Here is a 15,320-nt window from a genome sequence, read left to right as displayed (position 1 = left end):
TCCAGTGCGCACAGGCCGAAGTGATCGCAATCCACGTAAATTGTGGTAGGAGAAAAAGTATGAGTCGAAAGCGATGGGACAACCGTTCCTTTCGGGGACTGTTGCAGTCCGGGGATGGTATCATTACAAAGGTCGTCGAATCCAACGATCAGCGAATTCTATTTCAGGCCGCCTTTGAGCTGACCGACGCCTTTGTGGAGCGGTTGAAATATCACGCTGAGCACCTGGTATATAGTGAACGCTCCCGAATCGCCAGGTTGGGTGTAACCATTCAGGGAGAGCCGCCCTGTGCCGAGCGATTGGAAGGCAATACCCTGATTTTGGATCTGGAGGCATCCTCGGTTATTGGCGGGTATCCCGATATTAAGATTCTCAAAGACTTCTTTACCATCGGACTTCCCGTGGGGCGTTTGGTTTACCTCAACCCGGAGGCGCTTCTGACCTCCGGGGAAGTCATCGATGCCATCAACCAGGCAACACTCAAACTGCCGGCGTCAACTACCATATCAAGCGACGGCAGCATCCTAATTACGCCGCATAAGGTCATTTGCAAACTCAAGCCCGGCCTGGACAAGGAGACCTTTGGCCGAATCTTGTTTCGTGAGAACGGCAGAGAGCTTTTAAACCGGTTTCAGATTCGCGAACCGGTGCCGGCCGTCACCATCGCGCCCGGCAAAGGCGTCATCACGACCTGCTCGATGTATCTCAACGAGCATTATGTGGCGCTGCAAAGCGGGCTTTCCTTAGGAAAACACTTGCCCGCCACGATTCTTGATCCAATCAAAACACGGGGGATTCGCATTTTTCTTGAAATTGTCAACGGCAGCGCTCACCCCATCGTGAACCCGCTGATATCTGCGAAAATATACCGCGTCCCCAAAAAAGAGAAGCGATCCGCTCCCAGAACATCCGTTCACGGCAGCACGCTGTATCCCTTTAAAGAGATGAAAAAGCTGGAGGCCGCAATGGATTGCCGGAAGGGTGGCAACTGCCATTACCTCGACCGGCCGGTGGCGTTGATACCGAATAAACCCGGTGCCTTGAAGGATGCGCAGATATTCATGAACGGACCGCCGGCGCGTTGCCCGGTGTCACCAGCTGCGTGTGTAACGGCCCGGCGGGATTATTCCCTTCATAGCCAGTGCCCTCATAAATACGGCACGGCCCATCTTCAAAAGGCATTGAGCGGCAAATCTGGCATTCTGGCTCTGAAATATTTCCCGAATCTTCTGGAGCATCGGGATATTATCAACCTGGCAGCGGACGGCCTCATCAGCGCGGTCTATTTTTTTGAAGCCTCCAGAGAGCATGGACAGTTTCTCTCGGAGCAGGATCACAGCCACTTACGGGAGTACCAGGCCTTCGGATTGGACACCTATTGGATCTGTGGAGTGAATCATCAATTGATGGAACACACCATGCGCGACGGTATGGGGTATTTCGTCGTTCCGGAACGCCTGGCTGATTTTCACAAATCCATGCTGTTCGCTTTTTACGGCTCGAATATGATCCTGTCCGAAAACGGCTACGCCCGGTTGGGCCGGCTCATGGACACGCTGGTGGAATTTTGGGGAAAACGAATTGGCATCGTCACGGGAGGCGGCAGCGGCGTCATGGAACAGGCCAATACCCTAGCGCGTGAGCGCGGGATTCTCTCCGGCGCCAACTACCTGGAAATCACAGACCAATCCATGACAACGGATGTGGATTTTTGTCAGGTGTTTCAATCCACCTGCCGCCACAGCCGACAAAAATGGTTTGAAATCGCTTCATTTCCCATCTTCAATGTCGGCGGACTGGGCTCACTGGAAGAACTCGGCATCACCCTGTGTAATATGAAGCTGTCCATTTCAGAGCAGGTGCCTGTCATACTTTTTGACACCGAAAGCGGCGGCTTGTTCTGGACCGGCATGGAAACGCAGATTCGGGAAATGATCCACAAGGGCCGGGCACCGGAATGGGTCGGCGAGAATATCGTGATCACCGATGATCCGGCCAGAGTCATCGGTGCTTATCGAAACCGATTGAATTTGTTTTAAAGGAGGGTTGAAAAATTCGATGCGTGCCAAGGCCTCGGCAATTGCCCAAGGCGTTCGCTATTTAGACCTTTTCAGTTGTGGCTTTCTCTATGCAGCATAACGTTTATAGCAGTCAAGCCGGTATGACCCCGTTCGATGTCGAAAGCAACTCGGTCCCCTTCTTTTAATGGCCTGAACCCTTTTGAACGACTAGGAATCACCTCTGAGAGCTGGACGAACACATTGGCCCGTCCATGCTCTTCTTCAATGAAACCATAGCCTTGGCTGCTATTAAACCATTTTACCGTTCCTGTCGGCATCACCGCCTCCTTTAGATAGCTATGCCATTATATCGAAGAATACTATAAACTAAAAAAAAGGATACCGTAATTGGTAAAAGTACGCGTTTTGACGTGGGTATAAATACCTATACGGAAAAACGACGCACCTATGTTATGGGTTGATATGGATATCGATCAAGTGGGTGGTTGCCGCAATGGGCGGCACCCATTGAAGGCCGCCGCCCATTGCCGGGCTCGTTAGTTGACCTCTTCATATTCCGCGTCCACCACATTTTCATCCTCATTCATTGACGAGTGGGATGCGCTGGCGTGAGGTTCGGCGCCCCGGTTCGTTCCGGCCGATTCACGCTGATACAATGCCGTTGACATTGCGTGCGCAGCGTGCTGCAGGGCGTCGGTTCGGCGCGTAATCTCATTTGTATCTTCGTCTTTTGCCGCGGATTTAAGCGCTTGTATCGCGGCTTCGACCTCACCGAGGGTTGCCGAATCAATCTCGGCCCGATGCGTTTGAAGCGTTTTTTCCGTCGAATAGATCAAGGCATCCGCCTGGTTGCGGGCATCGATCAGGGCTCTTTTTTGTCTATCCTCCGCGGAATGAATTTGCGCTTCTTGTACCAGTCGATCGATATCGGCCTTTGTCAGCCCGGAAGTGGCGGTAATCTTGATGGATTGCGCTTTTCCCGTGGCCATGTCCCTGGCCGATACGTTCACGATACCATCCGCATCGATGTCAAAGGTCACTTCAATCTGGGGGGTGCCTCGTGGCGCCGGCGCGATGCCGACCAACTCAAAGCGACCCAGCGTTTTGTTGTCCCGCGCCATTTCCCGCTCCCCTTGAAGCACATGAATGGAAACTGCCGGCTGATTATCCTCGGCGGTCGAAAACATTTCGCTCTTCTTGGTCGGAATGGTGGTATTTTTCTCGATGAGCCGGGTCATCACGCCCCCCAGGGTTTCAATACCCAGCGATAACGGGGTAACATCGAGCAACAGCACATCCTGAACGTCTCCTTTGAGAACCCCTCCCTGAATGGCAGCTCCCATGGCCACCACTTCGTCCGGATTGACGCCCTTTTGGGGCTCTTTCCCGAAAATCCGCCGGACCCGCTCCTGAACCGCCGGCATGCGAGTCATACCACCCACAAGAATGACCTCGCTGATTTGCGCCGGGGTCAATTTTGCATCTGCGAGCGCCTGGCGGCACGGTCCTTCCAGCTTATCGAGAAGATCTGCCACCAGGGATTCCAGCTTCGCCCGGCTCAGCTTGATGTTCAGATGTTTCGGTCCATTGGCGTCCGCCGTAATAAAGGGCAGATTGATCTCGGTCTGAGCTGTGGTGGAAAGCTCCATTTTGGCTTTTTCAGCGGCTTCCTTTAATCGCTGCAAGGCCATTTTGTCGTTTCGAAGATCAAACCCCTGATCCTTTTTAAACTCGTCGGCCAGATAATCCACCAGAAGCAAATCAAAATCTTCCCCGCCCAAGTGCGTGTCACCATTGGTGCTTTTTACCTCAAAGACCCCATCCCCGATATCGAGAATGGAGATATCAAAGGTGCCGCCGCCCAAGTCAAACACCGCAATCTTCCCTTCCTTATTCTTATCCAGACCATAGGCAAGAGCTGCCGCCGTGGGCTCATTTATGATGCGCTGAACATTTAACCCTGCAATTTTACCGGCATCCTTTGTCGCCTGTCGCTGGCTGTCATTAAAATAAGCCGGCACCGTGATAACGGCGTCCGTGACGCTGTGGCCCAGGTAGGCTTCAGCCGTATGCTTGATGTCGGCCAGAATCATGGATGAAACTTCGGCCGGGCTATGCTGCTTGCCGTTTAATTCAATCACGGCATCCCCGTTTGCTCCCTTTCTAATTTTGTAGGGCAGCACCTTGATATCCTTTTGCACCTCGGCTGAATCGTATTTGCGCCCGATCAGACGCTTTACGCCGGAAATCGTATTTTCCGGGTTAGTAACCGCCTGGCGTTTAGCGATCTGCCCCACGAGCCGTTCGCCCGATTTGGATACCGCGACAATGGACGGGGTGGTACGGCCCCCTTCCGGGTTGGAAATAACCATCGGGTCACCCCCTTCGATGATCGCAACGCATGAATTGGTCGTGCCAAGATCTATTCCGATCACTTTGTTCATTTTATACCTCCATTGGCTACATTATTATTTATAGTTAATCATTATTAGTAATGTTAAGGTAGCCAGTATTTTTCGAATGTCAACACATAGTAACGGACGTGGCAAAAATTTTTTAATATGCTTTATTAGGAGCTGGCAGGGCATCAGTTGAAAGCGTATCGGTCATCAATGAGGCGGGTGACACAACTACCGGATAGATCCAAAAAAGAACAAGAAAGCCGAGCCCGTTGATATAATGCTCCGGACCCGGCTTGTCTCGTCATTACTGAGCAGTAACTGCAATTTTTCGGGGTGCGGCCTTTTCAACCTTCGGCAGGGTCAGGCTCAACACGCCATCATTTAACTGGGCGTCGATTTTGTCCTGGTTGATAATTTCTGAAAGGGTAAACTGCCTGTAATAGGTACCGGTGTTATATTCCACCAGAACCGCCTTTTCTTCCGCACCGCCGAGCGGGGGGCTGTCCCCGGTAATGGTCAGCACATTGTCCCGAAGGTCGATGTTCAGCGTTTCGGGCGTGACACCCGGCATATCCGCCACCAGTTTCAGTGCGTGGTCGGTTTCATAAATATCCACATCTGGCGTAAACACAAGCCCGGGCTTGGTCTGCTCCGCAACAGATGCCAGTTCTTGTTTTTCCTTTGCCTGAAGCTCTTTGGTATCGGTAGTCATGGCCCTTTCCTCCTTAATTGATTGTGATCTGTCGTGGTTTCGAAGCGGCCGCCTTTGGTAATTTCACCGTGAGGATACCGTTTTTCAAGGAAGCCTCGACCTTTGCCGCATCAATTTCTCCTGGCAGACTGATGGCCCGCGCGAACCGGCCGGCTTCACGCTCCCGGCGATGGTATTTGGCGCCTTCTTCGGGAGCCGGAATTTTGCGCTCTCCGGTAATGGAAAGATTTCTTCCGGTGGCTTCAATATTCAGTTCGCTGGATGCAATGCCCGGCAACTCCGCCCGAATGATATAATAGTCTTTGTCTTCGGTGAGGTTCATGGCCGGAAACACACTGCCTGAATAGCCGGAAAGCGATCTGTCCGGAATCCCTTCAAATAGTCTATCCATTTGTCTTCTCATTCGATTTAATTCGTCAAAGGCGCTTCTGAAATTCCAGCTCGGAAGCCCGAAAGCAGTTCTGTATATCATTTTTCCATCCTCCTGTGTTTGGGTTACCTGATATGTTTTCAGTCGCGTTGAAGGTTTCATTGCGACATCGCCCTTGGTTAATCGAAAAATAGAAATAAAAAAAAGAAAGTCAATAACGTTTGAAAATTTTTCTTGCATTATTATTATAGTAATATAATTTATAAGTAATTATATGGATTTTCGTGTGAGGAGCGGCCTATGGGACCCGATAACGAACTTAATGTTGAAGGGGAGCTTTCGTTCTCCGAGGCTACCGGCAGCGATCTACGGGGCCGGCAATCGATCCGGGCCACGTTCAAGTTGTCGGCCGGATGCATCGACGCCATCAGTATCGTGGCAAAACACCTGGGAATTAAGCAAAAATCACTGTTTGACCATTTGGCGGAAGACACCCGAAGTCTCTCATCCATTGCCCGGGAGGCGCGCGAGGCCCGGCTTCCCCCCTTAAATCGCGTTCAAAAAACCTTTGTGATCAGCCGCCGGTCGCTTAATTCCCTCGAAACAGTATCAAAGCATTATAATGCACCGCGGGACGCGCTGGTGGAATACTCGGTAAAACGCCTGTTGCCGGTCATTCTGGCCGAACGAAAGAAGCATGAAGCCCGAAAACAAGTGCTGGATGAACTGAACCGCCATTTTCAAGCGGGACTGGCGCTTCGGAACCGGATCGAAACGAAGTTGGGTGAGGAAGATCCGACCTTGTCATGGATGACGCAAGCAATGCAGGCGTACCAAAACGCTATCGCTCAGATCAGCGATTTTGTCGAAAAGGGTAAAATCATCGAGGAATTCGATCCCGAATCCTTAGGGCTGTTGTTTAAGCAAGGGGAGGCAGAATAAGGTTGCCGTCTGCATCCCATCGCAGGAAAAAATCTTTCGACAACCGAATGGTTGAGAGCGATTCCAGCTCCGGTCGCAATGCGCTGCTAGCCCAGAAGTCAAATACCTGACGCGTATTCTGGATGATAACGGCGCGAACCGCTTCCGGCGGAATCGGGCCCAGGGTTGAAAAGCAAGCTTGTATGGCCTTTTCGTCCGTGGGCAGGCGAACCGGAATAAACGCTTTTCGTATTGAATTGCTGGTTAATGCATTCAGAACGGTTTTTTCGTAATCAAGGTGCGCAAAGACCTTTTCGGTGATAAAGTCCGCATGGCCCAACCCGATGGCGTTTCCATCGGTATTTACCGTCAGGTTCAATATGGCAATGCGCATTGCGTTAAAGTCCTGTGAAAAATCGCTTTCCTTTAGATCAAGACTTCTGCCGGTCACATTCGGGTCCATGCCGGCGCCGCTGATATCTTTTCCAATGTGCTCGACAATCAACGCGTCCACCTCGCGAATGGGCAGCCTGGGAAAATGGTTCTTGGCAATGGCGAGAAGGGCCTTTTCACGACCCCACATGTTCAATGCCGGCACCGCCTCGATAATAAGCGGTTGATCATACGCATTTTCCACCACGCCAATGCCAAACCGGACATTGCTGTTTATCACAATGGCTTCCCCCATGGCGCAAAGCAGCTCATAAAACCCGTATTTCAGCGCATAGTGGTGCCAGGTGATGGCGCCCTGATGCTTGCCCAAACCGACGCAAAGCATCTTAACCAAGCCGCTTTCCATTGGGGCCTTGAATTTCGTGTGGGGCTTGATGCGGTTGATGCACAACGTGTGATCCATTTCCGCCGCTTCTTTTGAAAAATACACCGGAACATCGTTCATGACGGTGCCGATTTGCACCGTTTCCATGCTTGAGATCACCGGTGCGCCGATAGCAGCAGGCGTAACGCCCAGGGTTTCGAGCACTTTTTGCTGGCCTTCGGCAGTGGCGCCCCCGTGGCTTCCCATGGCCGGAATGATGAAGGGCCTGGCCCCGATCGCTTTTAGCTGATCACACATACTTTTGACCATGTCGGAGAGCCGGTAAATGCCCCGGCTTCCCACGGCCAACGCTACCCGGTCACCGGCCTTAATGCCGCTGTGGGGTATTACAGCACGCATTTGTGCTTCCATGGCGGCGGGAATGTCGTTGATCTGGTCTTTCGGGCGCTGTACGCGGACATGAAAAAAAGAGGGGAAACGATATGGTTTTTCAATAAAATCAGGATATCGCATCGTATTGCGCCAACTTGTTTTTTGATAGAAGCCTGCCGACCATCAACGCAACGAATTTATCCGGTTCACCGAACTGCGGATTGAACCGAAGCTTGACCTGCAAGCGTATTTTTACTAAAAAAATAAGAAGGATTTACCCGCTGCCGCCTTTTCATAACAGCATGCCGAATCGGATGCAAGCACCCAGACCGCTCAATGGGGCCTGGGTCACGGGGGCGTGTGCGATCACGGGTTGCCGCCAACGCATAAGGACAATTCACATGGGGAAAGAAAAACTTAAACGGCATGTCATTGAACGGGACTGGTGCAAGGGGTGCGGAATTTGCGTGGCTTTTTGCCCCAAGCAGGTATTGGCTCTGGATGAAAATGAAAAGGTGACAGCGCAGCGTCCCGAGGCATGCATCTGCTGCCGGTTATGCGAATTAAGATGTCCGGATCTTGCCATTGAAATAGAAACGGAGCCGTCTGATCATGAACGATAATCTAAAATTCATTCAGGGCAACGAGGCTTGCGTGGAAGGCGCCCTATATGCCGGCTTGGAGTTTTTTGCCGGTTACCCCATTACCCCTTCCACCGAAATCGCCGAGCACCTGTCCTACCGGTTGCCCGCTCGGGGCGGCATATTTATTCAGATGGAAGATGAGATCGCTTCCATGTGCGCCATTATCGGCGCTTCGCTGGCGGGTCGGAAAGTGATGACCGCCACCAGCAGCCCCGGCTTTTCATTGATGCAGGAAGCCATCGGATATGCGATCATGACAGAAATTCCCAGCGTCATCGTGAATGTTCAGCGCGGGGGGCCTTCCACGGGAAACCCCACCCATGTTGCCCAGGGCGATGTGAACCAGGCCCGATGGGGAACGCACGGGGATCATGCCTTAGTGGCACTGACCGCCTCCACGCATCAGGATGTGTTTCTCATGACGGTGGAAGCCTTTAATATCGCGGAGACCTATCGCACGCCGGTTATTCTGTTACTGGACGAGGTGATCGGGCATATGCGGGAAACCCTTCGCGTTCCGGACCCGGGCGATATTCCCCTGGTGGAACGGTTGCGGACCTCTGTTAAGGAAGGCGTCGATTACCATCCGTATCTGCCCAGGGAGGACGGCCGGCTGCCAATGAGTGATTTCGGCGGGGTTCACCGGTATAATGTGACGGGACTCTTTCACGATATGTGGGGCTTTCCTTCCAGCAATCCAAAGGTCGTTCATGGGCTGGTGCGCCATCTGGTCGATAAAATCAATCAAAACACCTATCAGCTTGCCCGGTACAAAGAATTTGACTTGGCGGATGCCCGAACCATCATAATCTCCTATGGCTCTGCAGCTCGATCCGCATTGCATGTTGTTAAAAAGGCCCGTATCAAGGGCGATCGCATCGGACTTCTGGAATTGCAAACCCTGTGGCCATTTCCCGCACACATTGTTCAGGAACGATGCGCCCAAGCGCGCTTCATTTTGGTGGTGGAAATGAATATGGGCCAGATCACCGAGTCCGTTCGTGCAGCCGTGGATTGTCCCGAGCGTGTTTTTCTGGCCAACCGGGTGGATGGGGAGCTGATAACGCCTAGCAATATTGTAGATTTTCTGCATATCATACAGGGGCGGGGGGTATAAGCATGGCGATCAAAAATTATATTCGAGAGCGGTTTTTCCCGCATATCTGGTGCCCGGGTTGCGGCCATGGAACCGTATTGAACGCCATGCTGCATGCCTTTGATAAACTTGGCATGAGCCGGAACGAAGTGGTCATGGTTTCGGGAATCGGCTGCTCATCGCGCATTTCGGGATATGTCGATGTTCATACGCTTCATACCCTGCACGGCCGGGCACTGGCCTTTGCCACCGGCGTGAAAATGAGTTTGCCGAAACTGAATGTCATTGTGCCCATGGGCGACGGCGATGCACTGGCCATCGGCGGAAACCATTTTATTCATGCAGCCCGCCGCAATATCGACATCACGGCCATTATCATGAATAACCGCACTTACGGCATGACCGGCGGCCAGTACTCCCCTTTGACCGGTTATGGAAACAAGGCCACAACGGCTCCCTTCGGGGTCATTGACCAGGGCTTTGATATTGCTAAACTCAGCGAGGCGGCCGGCGCAACCTTTGTTGCCCGTACCACCACCTACCATGTGCAGCAACTGACCGAAATGATTCAGCAGGCGATTTTGCACAAAGGCTTTTCCGTGGTTGAAGTGATGAGTCAGTGCCCCACGCATTTCGGCCGAAAGAACAAGCAGGGGAGTGCCGTGGAGATGATGGAACTGTATAAGGAACAAACCACGCCGATCGGCTCTCGGGCGAAACAGGAAAACCCGGCCCTGATTGAACGGGGCATTTTTGTGCAAAAGGAGTTGCCGGAATATTGCAGCGAATATCAGAAAATCGTAGACCATGCGAGTAAAGGAAGTACGGCATGACCCAAACCCGAATCGTTTTTTCAGGCTCTGGTGGCCAAGGCGTTATCACCGCAGCGCTAATACTGGCGGAAGCCGCAGTATTATTTGAAAATTTAAACGCCGTTCAGTCGCAGGATTATAGTTCGGAGGTCAGGGGAGGCGCCACGCGCAGCGATGTTATCATCTCAAATACGGACATTTATTTCCCCAAGGTGATTCAGCCCAATGTTCTGGTGTGTCTGACGCAAGGCGCCTACATTAAATTCAGATCCCTGATTCGGCCAGGGGGTCTTTTGCTGACGGACAGCCGGTTTGTCACTGTTGAAAAAAAGGTGGACGCCCGCCAAATGCAACTTCCCCTGTGGGAAACCGTTATGAAGACGATCGGAAATCCGATCGTCCTGAATATCTGCATGTTGGGCGCGGTAGTGGGCCTGACGAAATTGGTTCGTCCCGCATCCGTTGAAAAAGTTCTTGAGAAACGGCTGGCGGCGGGAGTCATCGACATGAACAAAAAGGCCTTGTCGTTAGGGGTCGCATTGGGAGAGAAATAGAGGCAAGTAGTAGGGCTTGCGCAACAGCATACCCCGTAAAATGCACCCAATCACATTCATTCGGGTACCTGTGGAGGAAGGTCTCCTGCGGTGCCCTTTTTTTTATCCCGCCTAAAGAAAGAAAATGACAAAAGGGTCTTGATGATCGTTTTGGCCAATTTCCCACGGCAGGGAGGCCGCACCAGGGTGTTTTTGGAAGAACGGCAGGCTGTTTAAGCGGCAGCGAGTTCCTGCCGGTCTGGAAAAAATACCCTGGCGCGGCCGAAACCATGATCATGGCCAACAAAACCGTATGAGGGATAGAATGGCTTATCACGAATTAAGATCGCTGATTTCCGGGGAAGTTCACACCGAGCGCTTCGGCGGTATATGTTGTTCACGGACGGCAGTATTTTCCGGAAAATGCCCGCTGCTGTCGTGTATCCCAACGCCACGGAAGATGTGGTAATCACCGTTCGGTTTGCCGCTGAAAACGGGCTTTCCATATAAAGATTAACCGAACCCGCAGTAACCGGAAGCCGACAGCCGGTAGTGCCGGTTTCAAAAGGACCTAAAGGCTCACCCGGAAGTTTCGGCGCGCCAGAAACCCCGACAGCACCATGTCCATATCCGGTTGGCCGATTTCCTGCAGGCTGTAAAAAACGCGAGTGCTGGGGTTGTTGATGTTGATAATGCGCGTTAAATCAATGGGCGTACCGATGACCACTGCGTCGCAGGCTGTACGGTTGATCGTGGTTTCAAGATCTTTTAGCTGTTCGGGGCCATAACCCATTGCCGGCAGTACGCACCCGATACCCGGATAAATTTGAAACGTCTGCGAAAGACGTCCCACCGTGAACGGTCTGGGATCAACCAGGACGGCGGCGCCGTATTTTTTTGCCGCCACCGTGCCGGCGCCGATCTTCATTTCGCCATGGGTCAGGGTGGGCCCATCTTCCACAACCAGCACTTTTTTCCCTTTCACCATCAGCGGGTCTTGCATTATCAGCGCAGAGGCAGCATCCACCACAATCGCTCTCGGGTTCAACTCGGCAATATGGCGTCGAACCGTGTCGATGCCTGCGGCATCCGCGCTATCCATTTTGTTGATCACCACCACATCGGCCATTCGCAGATTGGCATTTCCAGGAAAATAGGTGCATTCATGCCCTGGCCGGTGGGGGTCCACGACCGTGACATGAAGATCGGATTGCAGAAAGGGAATGTCATTGTTGCCGCCGTCCCACACGATGATATCACAGCCGGCACTATCCTGTTCCGCGGCGCGGACAACCGCTTCGTAATCGACTCCAGCGTAGATGACATTTCCGCGAACCACATGCGGTTCATATTCTTCCATTTCCTCAACCGTGCAATGGTGTTTGTCAATGTCTTCCAGGCTGGCAAATCGCTGGACAATTTGGGCGGCCAGGTCACCATAGGGCATGGGATGGCGAATGGCCACGACCTTTAAGTCCTTGGCCATTAAAATCTCAATGATACGCCGGGCGGTTTGGCTTTTGCCGCAACCGGTCCGGACCGCGCCGACGGAAATGACCGGTTTGGTGCTTTTGATTTGCGTTTTCCCCGGTCCCGGGAGCACAAAACCGGCGCCCGCCGCATTGACAATGGCGCTTAAGTTCATGACATATTGATTGGACACATCGCTGTAGGAAAAAATGCACTCATCCACATGATGGTCTTTAATGAGCTGCACCAGCTTGGTTTCCGGATAAATCGGTATGCCTTTCGGATAAAGCGGTCCCGCCAGCGCAGCCGGGTATCTTCGATCTGCAATGTCGGGAATCTGCGCGGCTGTAAATCCCACGACATGAACATTGTTATCCCCTCGATAGCACACATTGAAATTATGAAAATCCCTGCCTGCCGCGCCCAAAATCAGAATCTTGCGCTTTAACATAAGAGGCATCTCCCAATCCGCTATTTTCGAATGAATAAAAGGAAATTGGTTTAAAGGATTATTTCCGTGCCGGCCGTGCCGGCCGCAGCGCCGACGATGTCCGCCAGATCGCAGATTACCCCGCGGTTACCGGTGGCTTCAACAAACCGAACCAGCGCCTCCACTTTCGGCCCCATGGATCCGGCCGGAAAATGCCCTTCGGCCATATGCCGTTTCATTTCCGCCAAAGAAATCTTGCCAAGCCGTTTTTCTTTTGGCGTTCCCCTGTATAGGACTGCGCCGGGGACATCCGTAGCAATAATGAAAATATCGGCGACAATATCCCTGGCGAGAACGAAGGAGGCCAAATCCTTATCGATCACTGCTTCGATCCCTGAAAATCTGCGCCCTTTTCTTACGACCGGAATACCGCCGCCGCCGCAACAGATGACGATAAACCCCTCATGAATCAATTTCTTGATTTCCCGATGTTCCACAATCGTGACGGGGCCTGGGGAAGCCACAACCCGGCGAAACCCCTTATCGGTTTCTTTCATGGTATAGGGTAGGCGTTCCGCTTCCTCACAGGTATAAATCGGGCCGATGGGCTTGGAAGGGTGTTTCAGTTGGGGATCATTTTCATCCACCACCACATAGGTGATCAGGGTGACAAAATACTTATCTTCAATACCCTCTTCCATTAACGCCGTATCTAGACTGGATTCGATCATATACCCGATTTGCCCCTGGGTCATGGCGCCGATAATCTCCAGCGGCATTCTGGGAACCCGGGAGCAGGCCTCTTGCTGCAACAACAAGTTGCCGACCTGGGGGCCGTTTCCATGTGTGATGACGATGTTGTATTTTCCGGCCAACAGAGCGATTTGTTTCATGGGATGAATGAGGTTTTCCAGTTGTTCCTCAGCCGTACCGACCTGCCCTTTTTTTATCAGCGCATTGCCCCCCAGCGCGATCAATAATATCGGCAAATTTTTCATGACAACGTTTTCCGGTTTCTTCAATCAAAAGAAAGGGATCAGATCAACTCATCTCCGATAGTGGCTATTATCACCGCCTTGATGGTATGCAGCCGGTTTTCCGCTTCGTCCCAGACAAGAGAGGCCGGGGATTCGAACACGGAGTTGGTTACTTCCATGGCTGAAAGCCCGTACTTTTGATAAATATCTTCGCCGACAGTGGTTTCCCGATTGTGGAACGCGGGCAGGCAATGCAAAAATTTTACGTTCGGGTTGCCGGTTTTTTCCATGGCCGCGTCATTGATCTGATAGGGTGTTAAAAGACGAATTCGTTCCTCCCAAACCGCCGCCGGCTCCCCCATGGAAACCCATACATCCGTATAGAGAAAGTCACAATCCTTTACACCGGTGTCCGGATCATCGGTGATCGTGATGCGTGCGCCGGTTTCTTTGGCAATATCAAGCGCTGTTTTTACCAATTTCTTATCAGGTTGCAACGTCCTGGGTGCCACGGCGCGATAATCCATTCCCATCTTGGCGGCACCGATCAAAAGCGAATTGGCGACATTGTTGCGGGCATCCCCCATGAAAGCGAACCGGATGCGATTTAACGGCTTGTCACAGTGCGTTCTCATGGTCATAAAATCAGCCATCACCTGCGTAGGATGAAATTCATCGGTCAGGCCGTTCCAAACCGGCACACCGGCATATTTTGCCAGCCTCTCAACGCGCATCTGTCCAAATCCGCGATATTCGATGCCGTCATACATGCGGCCCAGCACCCGCGCGGTGTCTTTAATGGATTCCTTACTGCCAATCTGATTGCCGGTGGGCCCCAGATAAGTAACACGGGCGCCTTGATCAAAACAGGCAACTTCAAACGCACAGCGGGTCCGGGTGGAATCTTTTTCAAATATGAGCACGATGTTTTTCCCCTTCAGATACCGGTGCTCATTTCCATTGCGTTTGTCCCGTTTTAAGTTAAAAGAAAGATCGAGTAAGGCGCCAATTTCCCCCGGGGTAAAATCGAGAAGTTTCAGGAAATGTCTCTTCCTCAAATCAAAAGCCATGGTTTCTGTTCCTTTGCGGTTGAATCAGAAGCATATCACCTAACATAAGGGCTGCGTTTATCGCGTGCCTCTATAATATAAAAGAATACAGCTATAACTTCAAAGCCGGCCTTGTCAAATAATTCTATAATAAATGGGGTCAATTTCAAAAGGTTTCAGTTGGCTCAAGGTCAAGGTGCTAAAGCTGAATTGAAAACGAGGCCGATAGAGATGTCGTAATGCCGAAACCGGCGCAAGCCTAAAAAACAGCGCCGTTATGGGGCATCGCCATGCGGGGAGGTGTTAACGCTTTAAAAGAGGGGGACGAAAAGCCGGGATTCAGGTCCGGTTTAACATGAGAATTCGATTCAGCCGGCAGTATCCGATCAGAATGAGAAACAGCAATATATCAGCGCGAGAGCACCGGCTCTTCGACCGCCCATCAGTTTCAATAAAGCAAGGGCCATGCCACATCTCACTATTTTATTTGTGCTTAAATATCAAAAGGATATTATTGAAGCAAGTTGAGGCGTGCAACAAAAAGTTACAACACAGCAAAAAAAGGCAGGAAAGATGTAACATTTTGTTTCGTCCCATCGGACGGAACCGCTAACTGAAGCACCCTTTGCACATCACCGGGGCAAATAACAGAGCACCGCTATTCCGCAAGTGCCATGGGCACCCCCCAAAAAAAGATGCGCCACTTTTTGGCAACGGGACATTCTTTTTTTTA

The 15,320-nt window shown here is 51.8% G+C and carries 14 protein-coding genes; 6 read left to right on the top strand and 8 right to left on the bottom strand.

What is annotated here, in order from left to right:
* Window positions 1-59 precede the first annotated feature (59 nt).
* Complete coding sequence (locus tag RBT11_02990) at window positions 60-2,039, top strand: LOG family protein (GenBank protein ID MDX9785718.1); 1,980 nt, start codon at window positions 60-62, stop codon at window positions 2,037-2,039.
* A gap of 71 nt (window positions 2,040-2,110) precedes the next feature.
* On the opposite strand, the gene RBT11_02985 is transcribed toward RBT11_02990, so the two are convergent.
* The 4 genes from RBT11_02985 to RBT11_02970 all read right to left on the bottom strand — a co-directional run bounded on the left by RBT11_02985 (window position 2,111) and on the right by RBT11_02970 (window position 5,607).
* Window positions 2,111-2,338 (bottom strand): cold-shock protein, encoded by a 228-nt coding sequence (locus RBT11_02985; GenBank protein ID MDX9785717.1) that lies wholly within the window; start codon window positions 2,336-2,338, stop codon window positions 2,111-2,113.
* A gap of 219 nt (window positions 2,339-2,557) precedes the next feature.
* Entirely contained in the window at window positions 2,558-4,465 is a 1,908-nt protein-coding gene (dnaK, locus tag RBT11_02980) for a molecular chaperone DnaK (GenBank protein ID MDX9785716.1), read from the bottom strand.
* 262 nt (window positions 4,466-4,727) lie between these two features.
* Window positions 4,728-5,135 carry an Hsp20/alpha crystallin family protein gene (locus RBT11_02975; protein ID MDX9785715.1) on the bottom strand — a complete coding sequence of 136 codons (408 nt, stop codon included), beginning with the start codon at window positions 5,133-5,135 and terminating at the stop codon, window positions 4,728-4,730.
* Between the two features lie 13 nt (window positions 5,136-5,148).
* The gene (locus RBT11_02970) at window positions 5,149-5,607 is read right to left on the bottom strand and encodes an Hsp20/alpha crystallin family protein (protein MDX9785714.1); all 459 of its coding nucleotides are present in this window, start codon (window positions 5,605-5,607) and stop codon (window positions 5,149-5,151) included.
* Window positions 5,608-5,805: 198 nt separating this feature from the next.
* Here RBT11_02970 and RBT11_02965 point away from each other — a divergent pair, with 198 nt between their 5' ends.
* Window positions 5,806-6,447, top strand: a complete 642-nt coding sequence (locus RBT11_02965) for a hypothetical protein (GenBank protein MDX9785713.1) — start codon at window positions 5,806-5,808, stop codon at window positions 6,445-6,447.
* Here the strand turns inward: RBT11_02965 and RBT11_02960 are convergent.
* Window positions 6,425-7,717 carry a lactate racemase domain-containing protein gene (locus RBT11_02960; protein ID MDX9785712.1) on the bottom strand — a complete coding sequence of 431 codons (1,293 nt, stop codon included), beginning with the start codon at window positions 7,715-7,717 and terminating at the stop codon, window positions 6,425-6,427. The genes RBT11_02965 and RBT11_02960 overlap by 23 nt on opposite strands.
* Before the next feature lie 260 nt (window positions 7,718-7,977).
* Between RBT11_02960 and RBT11_02955 the strand changes: the two genes are divergently transcribed.
* From RBT11_02955 to RBT11_02940, 4 genes are read left to right on the top strand one after another with little or no spacing between them, the layout of a single operon-like run.
* Window positions 7,978-8,199 carry a 4Fe-4S binding protein gene (locus tag RBT11_02955; protein ID MDX9785711.1) on the top strand — a complete coding sequence of 74 codons (222 nt, stop codon included), beginning with the start codon at window positions 7,978-7,980 and terminating at the stop codon, window positions 8,197-8,199.
* A complete protein-coding gene (locus RBT11_02950) occupies window positions 8,189-9,337 on the top strand; it encodes a 2-oxoacid:acceptor oxidoreductase subunit alpha (protein ID MDX9785710.1) in 1,149 nt (382 codons plus the stop codon). Before RBT11_02955 ends, RBT11_02950 begins: the two co-directional genes overlap by 11 nt.
* Window positions 9,338-9,339: 2 nt before the next feature.
* On the top strand, window positions 9,340-10,149 hold the full coding sequence (locus RBT11_02945) for a 2-oxoacid:ferredoxin oxidoreductase subunit beta (protein MDX9785709.1): 810 nt from the start codon (window positions 9,340-9,342) through the stop codon (window positions 10,147-10,149).
* The gene (locus RBT11_02940; protein MDX9785708.1) at window positions 10,146-10,682 is read left to right on the top strand and encodes a 2-oxoacid:acceptor oxidoreductase family protein; all 537 of its coding nucleotides are present in this window, start codon (window positions 10,146-10,148) and stop codon (window positions 10,680-10,682) included. Before RBT11_02945 ends, RBT11_02940 begins: the two co-directional genes overlap by 4 nt.
* A 550-nt stretch (window positions 10,683-11,232) precedes the next feature.
* Here RBT11_02940 and RBT11_02935 read toward each other — a convergent pair.
* From RBT11_02935 to argF, 3 genes are read right to left on the bottom strand one after another with little or no spacing between them, the layout of a single operon-like run.
* Window positions 11,233-12,582, bottom strand: coding sequence for a cyclic 2,3-diphosphoglycerate synthase (locus RBT11_02935; protein MDX9785707.1), 1,350 nt, complete (start codon window positions 12,580-12,582; stop codon window positions 11,233-11,235).
* 50 nt (window positions 12,583-12,632) lie between these two features.
* A complete protein-coding gene (gene arcC, locus RBT11_02930; GenBank protein MDX9785706.1) occupies window positions 12,633-13,559 on the bottom strand; it encodes a carbamate kinase in 927 nt (308 codons plus the stop codon).
* A 38-nt stretch (window positions 13,560-13,597) separates the two neighbouring features.
* Window positions 13,598-14,608: an ornithine carbamoyltransferase gene (gene argF, locus RBT11_02925; GenBank protein ID MDX9785705.1), complete on the bottom strand. Its 1,011-nt coding sequence runs from the start codon at window positions 14,606-14,608 to the stop codon at window positions 13,598-13,600.
* Window positions 14,609-15,320 lie beyond the last annotated feature (712 nt).

This window comes from Desulfobacterales bacterium, from assembly GCA_034003325.1.
Taxonomy (GTDB): Bacteria; Desulfobacterota; Desulfobacteria; order Desulfobacterales; family JAFDDL01; genus JAVEYW01.
The sequence above is the reverse complement of the archived record's forward strand: the minus strand, read 5'-3'. Positions and strand labels throughout refer to the sequence as shown.

What these genes read in the sequence shown, in the direction of transcription:
- RBT11_02990 (MDX9785718.1), top strand. Translation starts at nt 60, where the DNA reads ATGAGTCGAAAGCGATGGGACAACCGTTCCTTTCGGGGACTGTTGCAG.
- RBT11_02985 (MDX9785717.1), bottom strand. Translation starts at nt 2,338, where the DNA reads ATGCCGACAGGAACGGTAAAATGGTTTAATAGCAGCCAAGGCTATGGT.
- dnaK (MDX9785716.1), bottom strand. Translation starts at nt 4,465, where the DNA reads ATGAACAAAGTGATCGGAATAGATCTTGGCACGACCAATTCATGCGTT.
- RBT11_02975 (MDX9785715.1), bottom strand. Translation starts at nt 5,135, where the DNA reads ATGACTACCGATACCAAAGAGCTTCAGGCAAAGGAAAAACAAGAACTG.
- RBT11_02970 (MDX9785714.1), bottom strand. Translation starts at nt 5,607, where the DNA reads ATGATATACAGAACTGCTTTCGGGCTTCCGAGCTGGAATTTCAGAAGC.
- RBT11_02965 (MDX9785713.1), top strand. Translation starts at nt 5,806, where the DNA reads ATGGGACCCGATAACGAACTTAATGTTGAAGGGGAGCTTTCGTTCTCC.
- RBT11_02960 (MDX9785712.1), bottom strand. Translation starts at nt 7,717, where the DNA reads ATGCGATATCCTGATTTTATTGAAAAACCATATCGTTTCCCCTCTTTT.
- RBT11_02955 (MDX9785711.1), top strand. Translation starts at nt 7,978, where the DNA reads ATGGGGAAAGAAAAACTTAAACGGCATGTCATTGAACGGGACTGGTGC.
- RBT11_02950 (MDX9785710.1), top strand. Translation starts at nt 8,189, where the DNA reads ATGAACGATAATCTAAAATTCATTCAGGGCAACGAGGCTTGCGTGGAA.
- RBT11_02945 (MDX9785709.1), top strand. Translation starts at nt 9,340, where the DNA reads ATGGCGATCAAAAATTATATTCGAGAGCGGTTTTTCCCGCATATCTGG.
- RBT11_02940 (MDX9785708.1), top strand. Translation starts at nt 10,146, where the DNA reads ATGACCCAAACCCGAATCGTTTTTTCAGGCTCTGGTGGCCAAGGCGTT.
- RBT11_02935 (MDX9785707.1), bottom strand. Translation starts at nt 12,582, where the DNA reads ATGTTAAAGCGCAAGATTCTGATTTTGGGCGCGGCAGGCAGGGATTTT.
- arcC (MDX9785706.1), bottom strand. Translation starts at nt 13,559, where the DNA reads ATGAAAAATTTGCCGATATTATTGATCGCGCTGGGGGGCAATGCGCTG.
- argF (MDX9785705.1), bottom strand. Translation starts at nt 14,608, where the DNA reads ATGGCTTTTGATTTGAGGAAGAGACATTTCCTGAAACTTCTCGATTTT.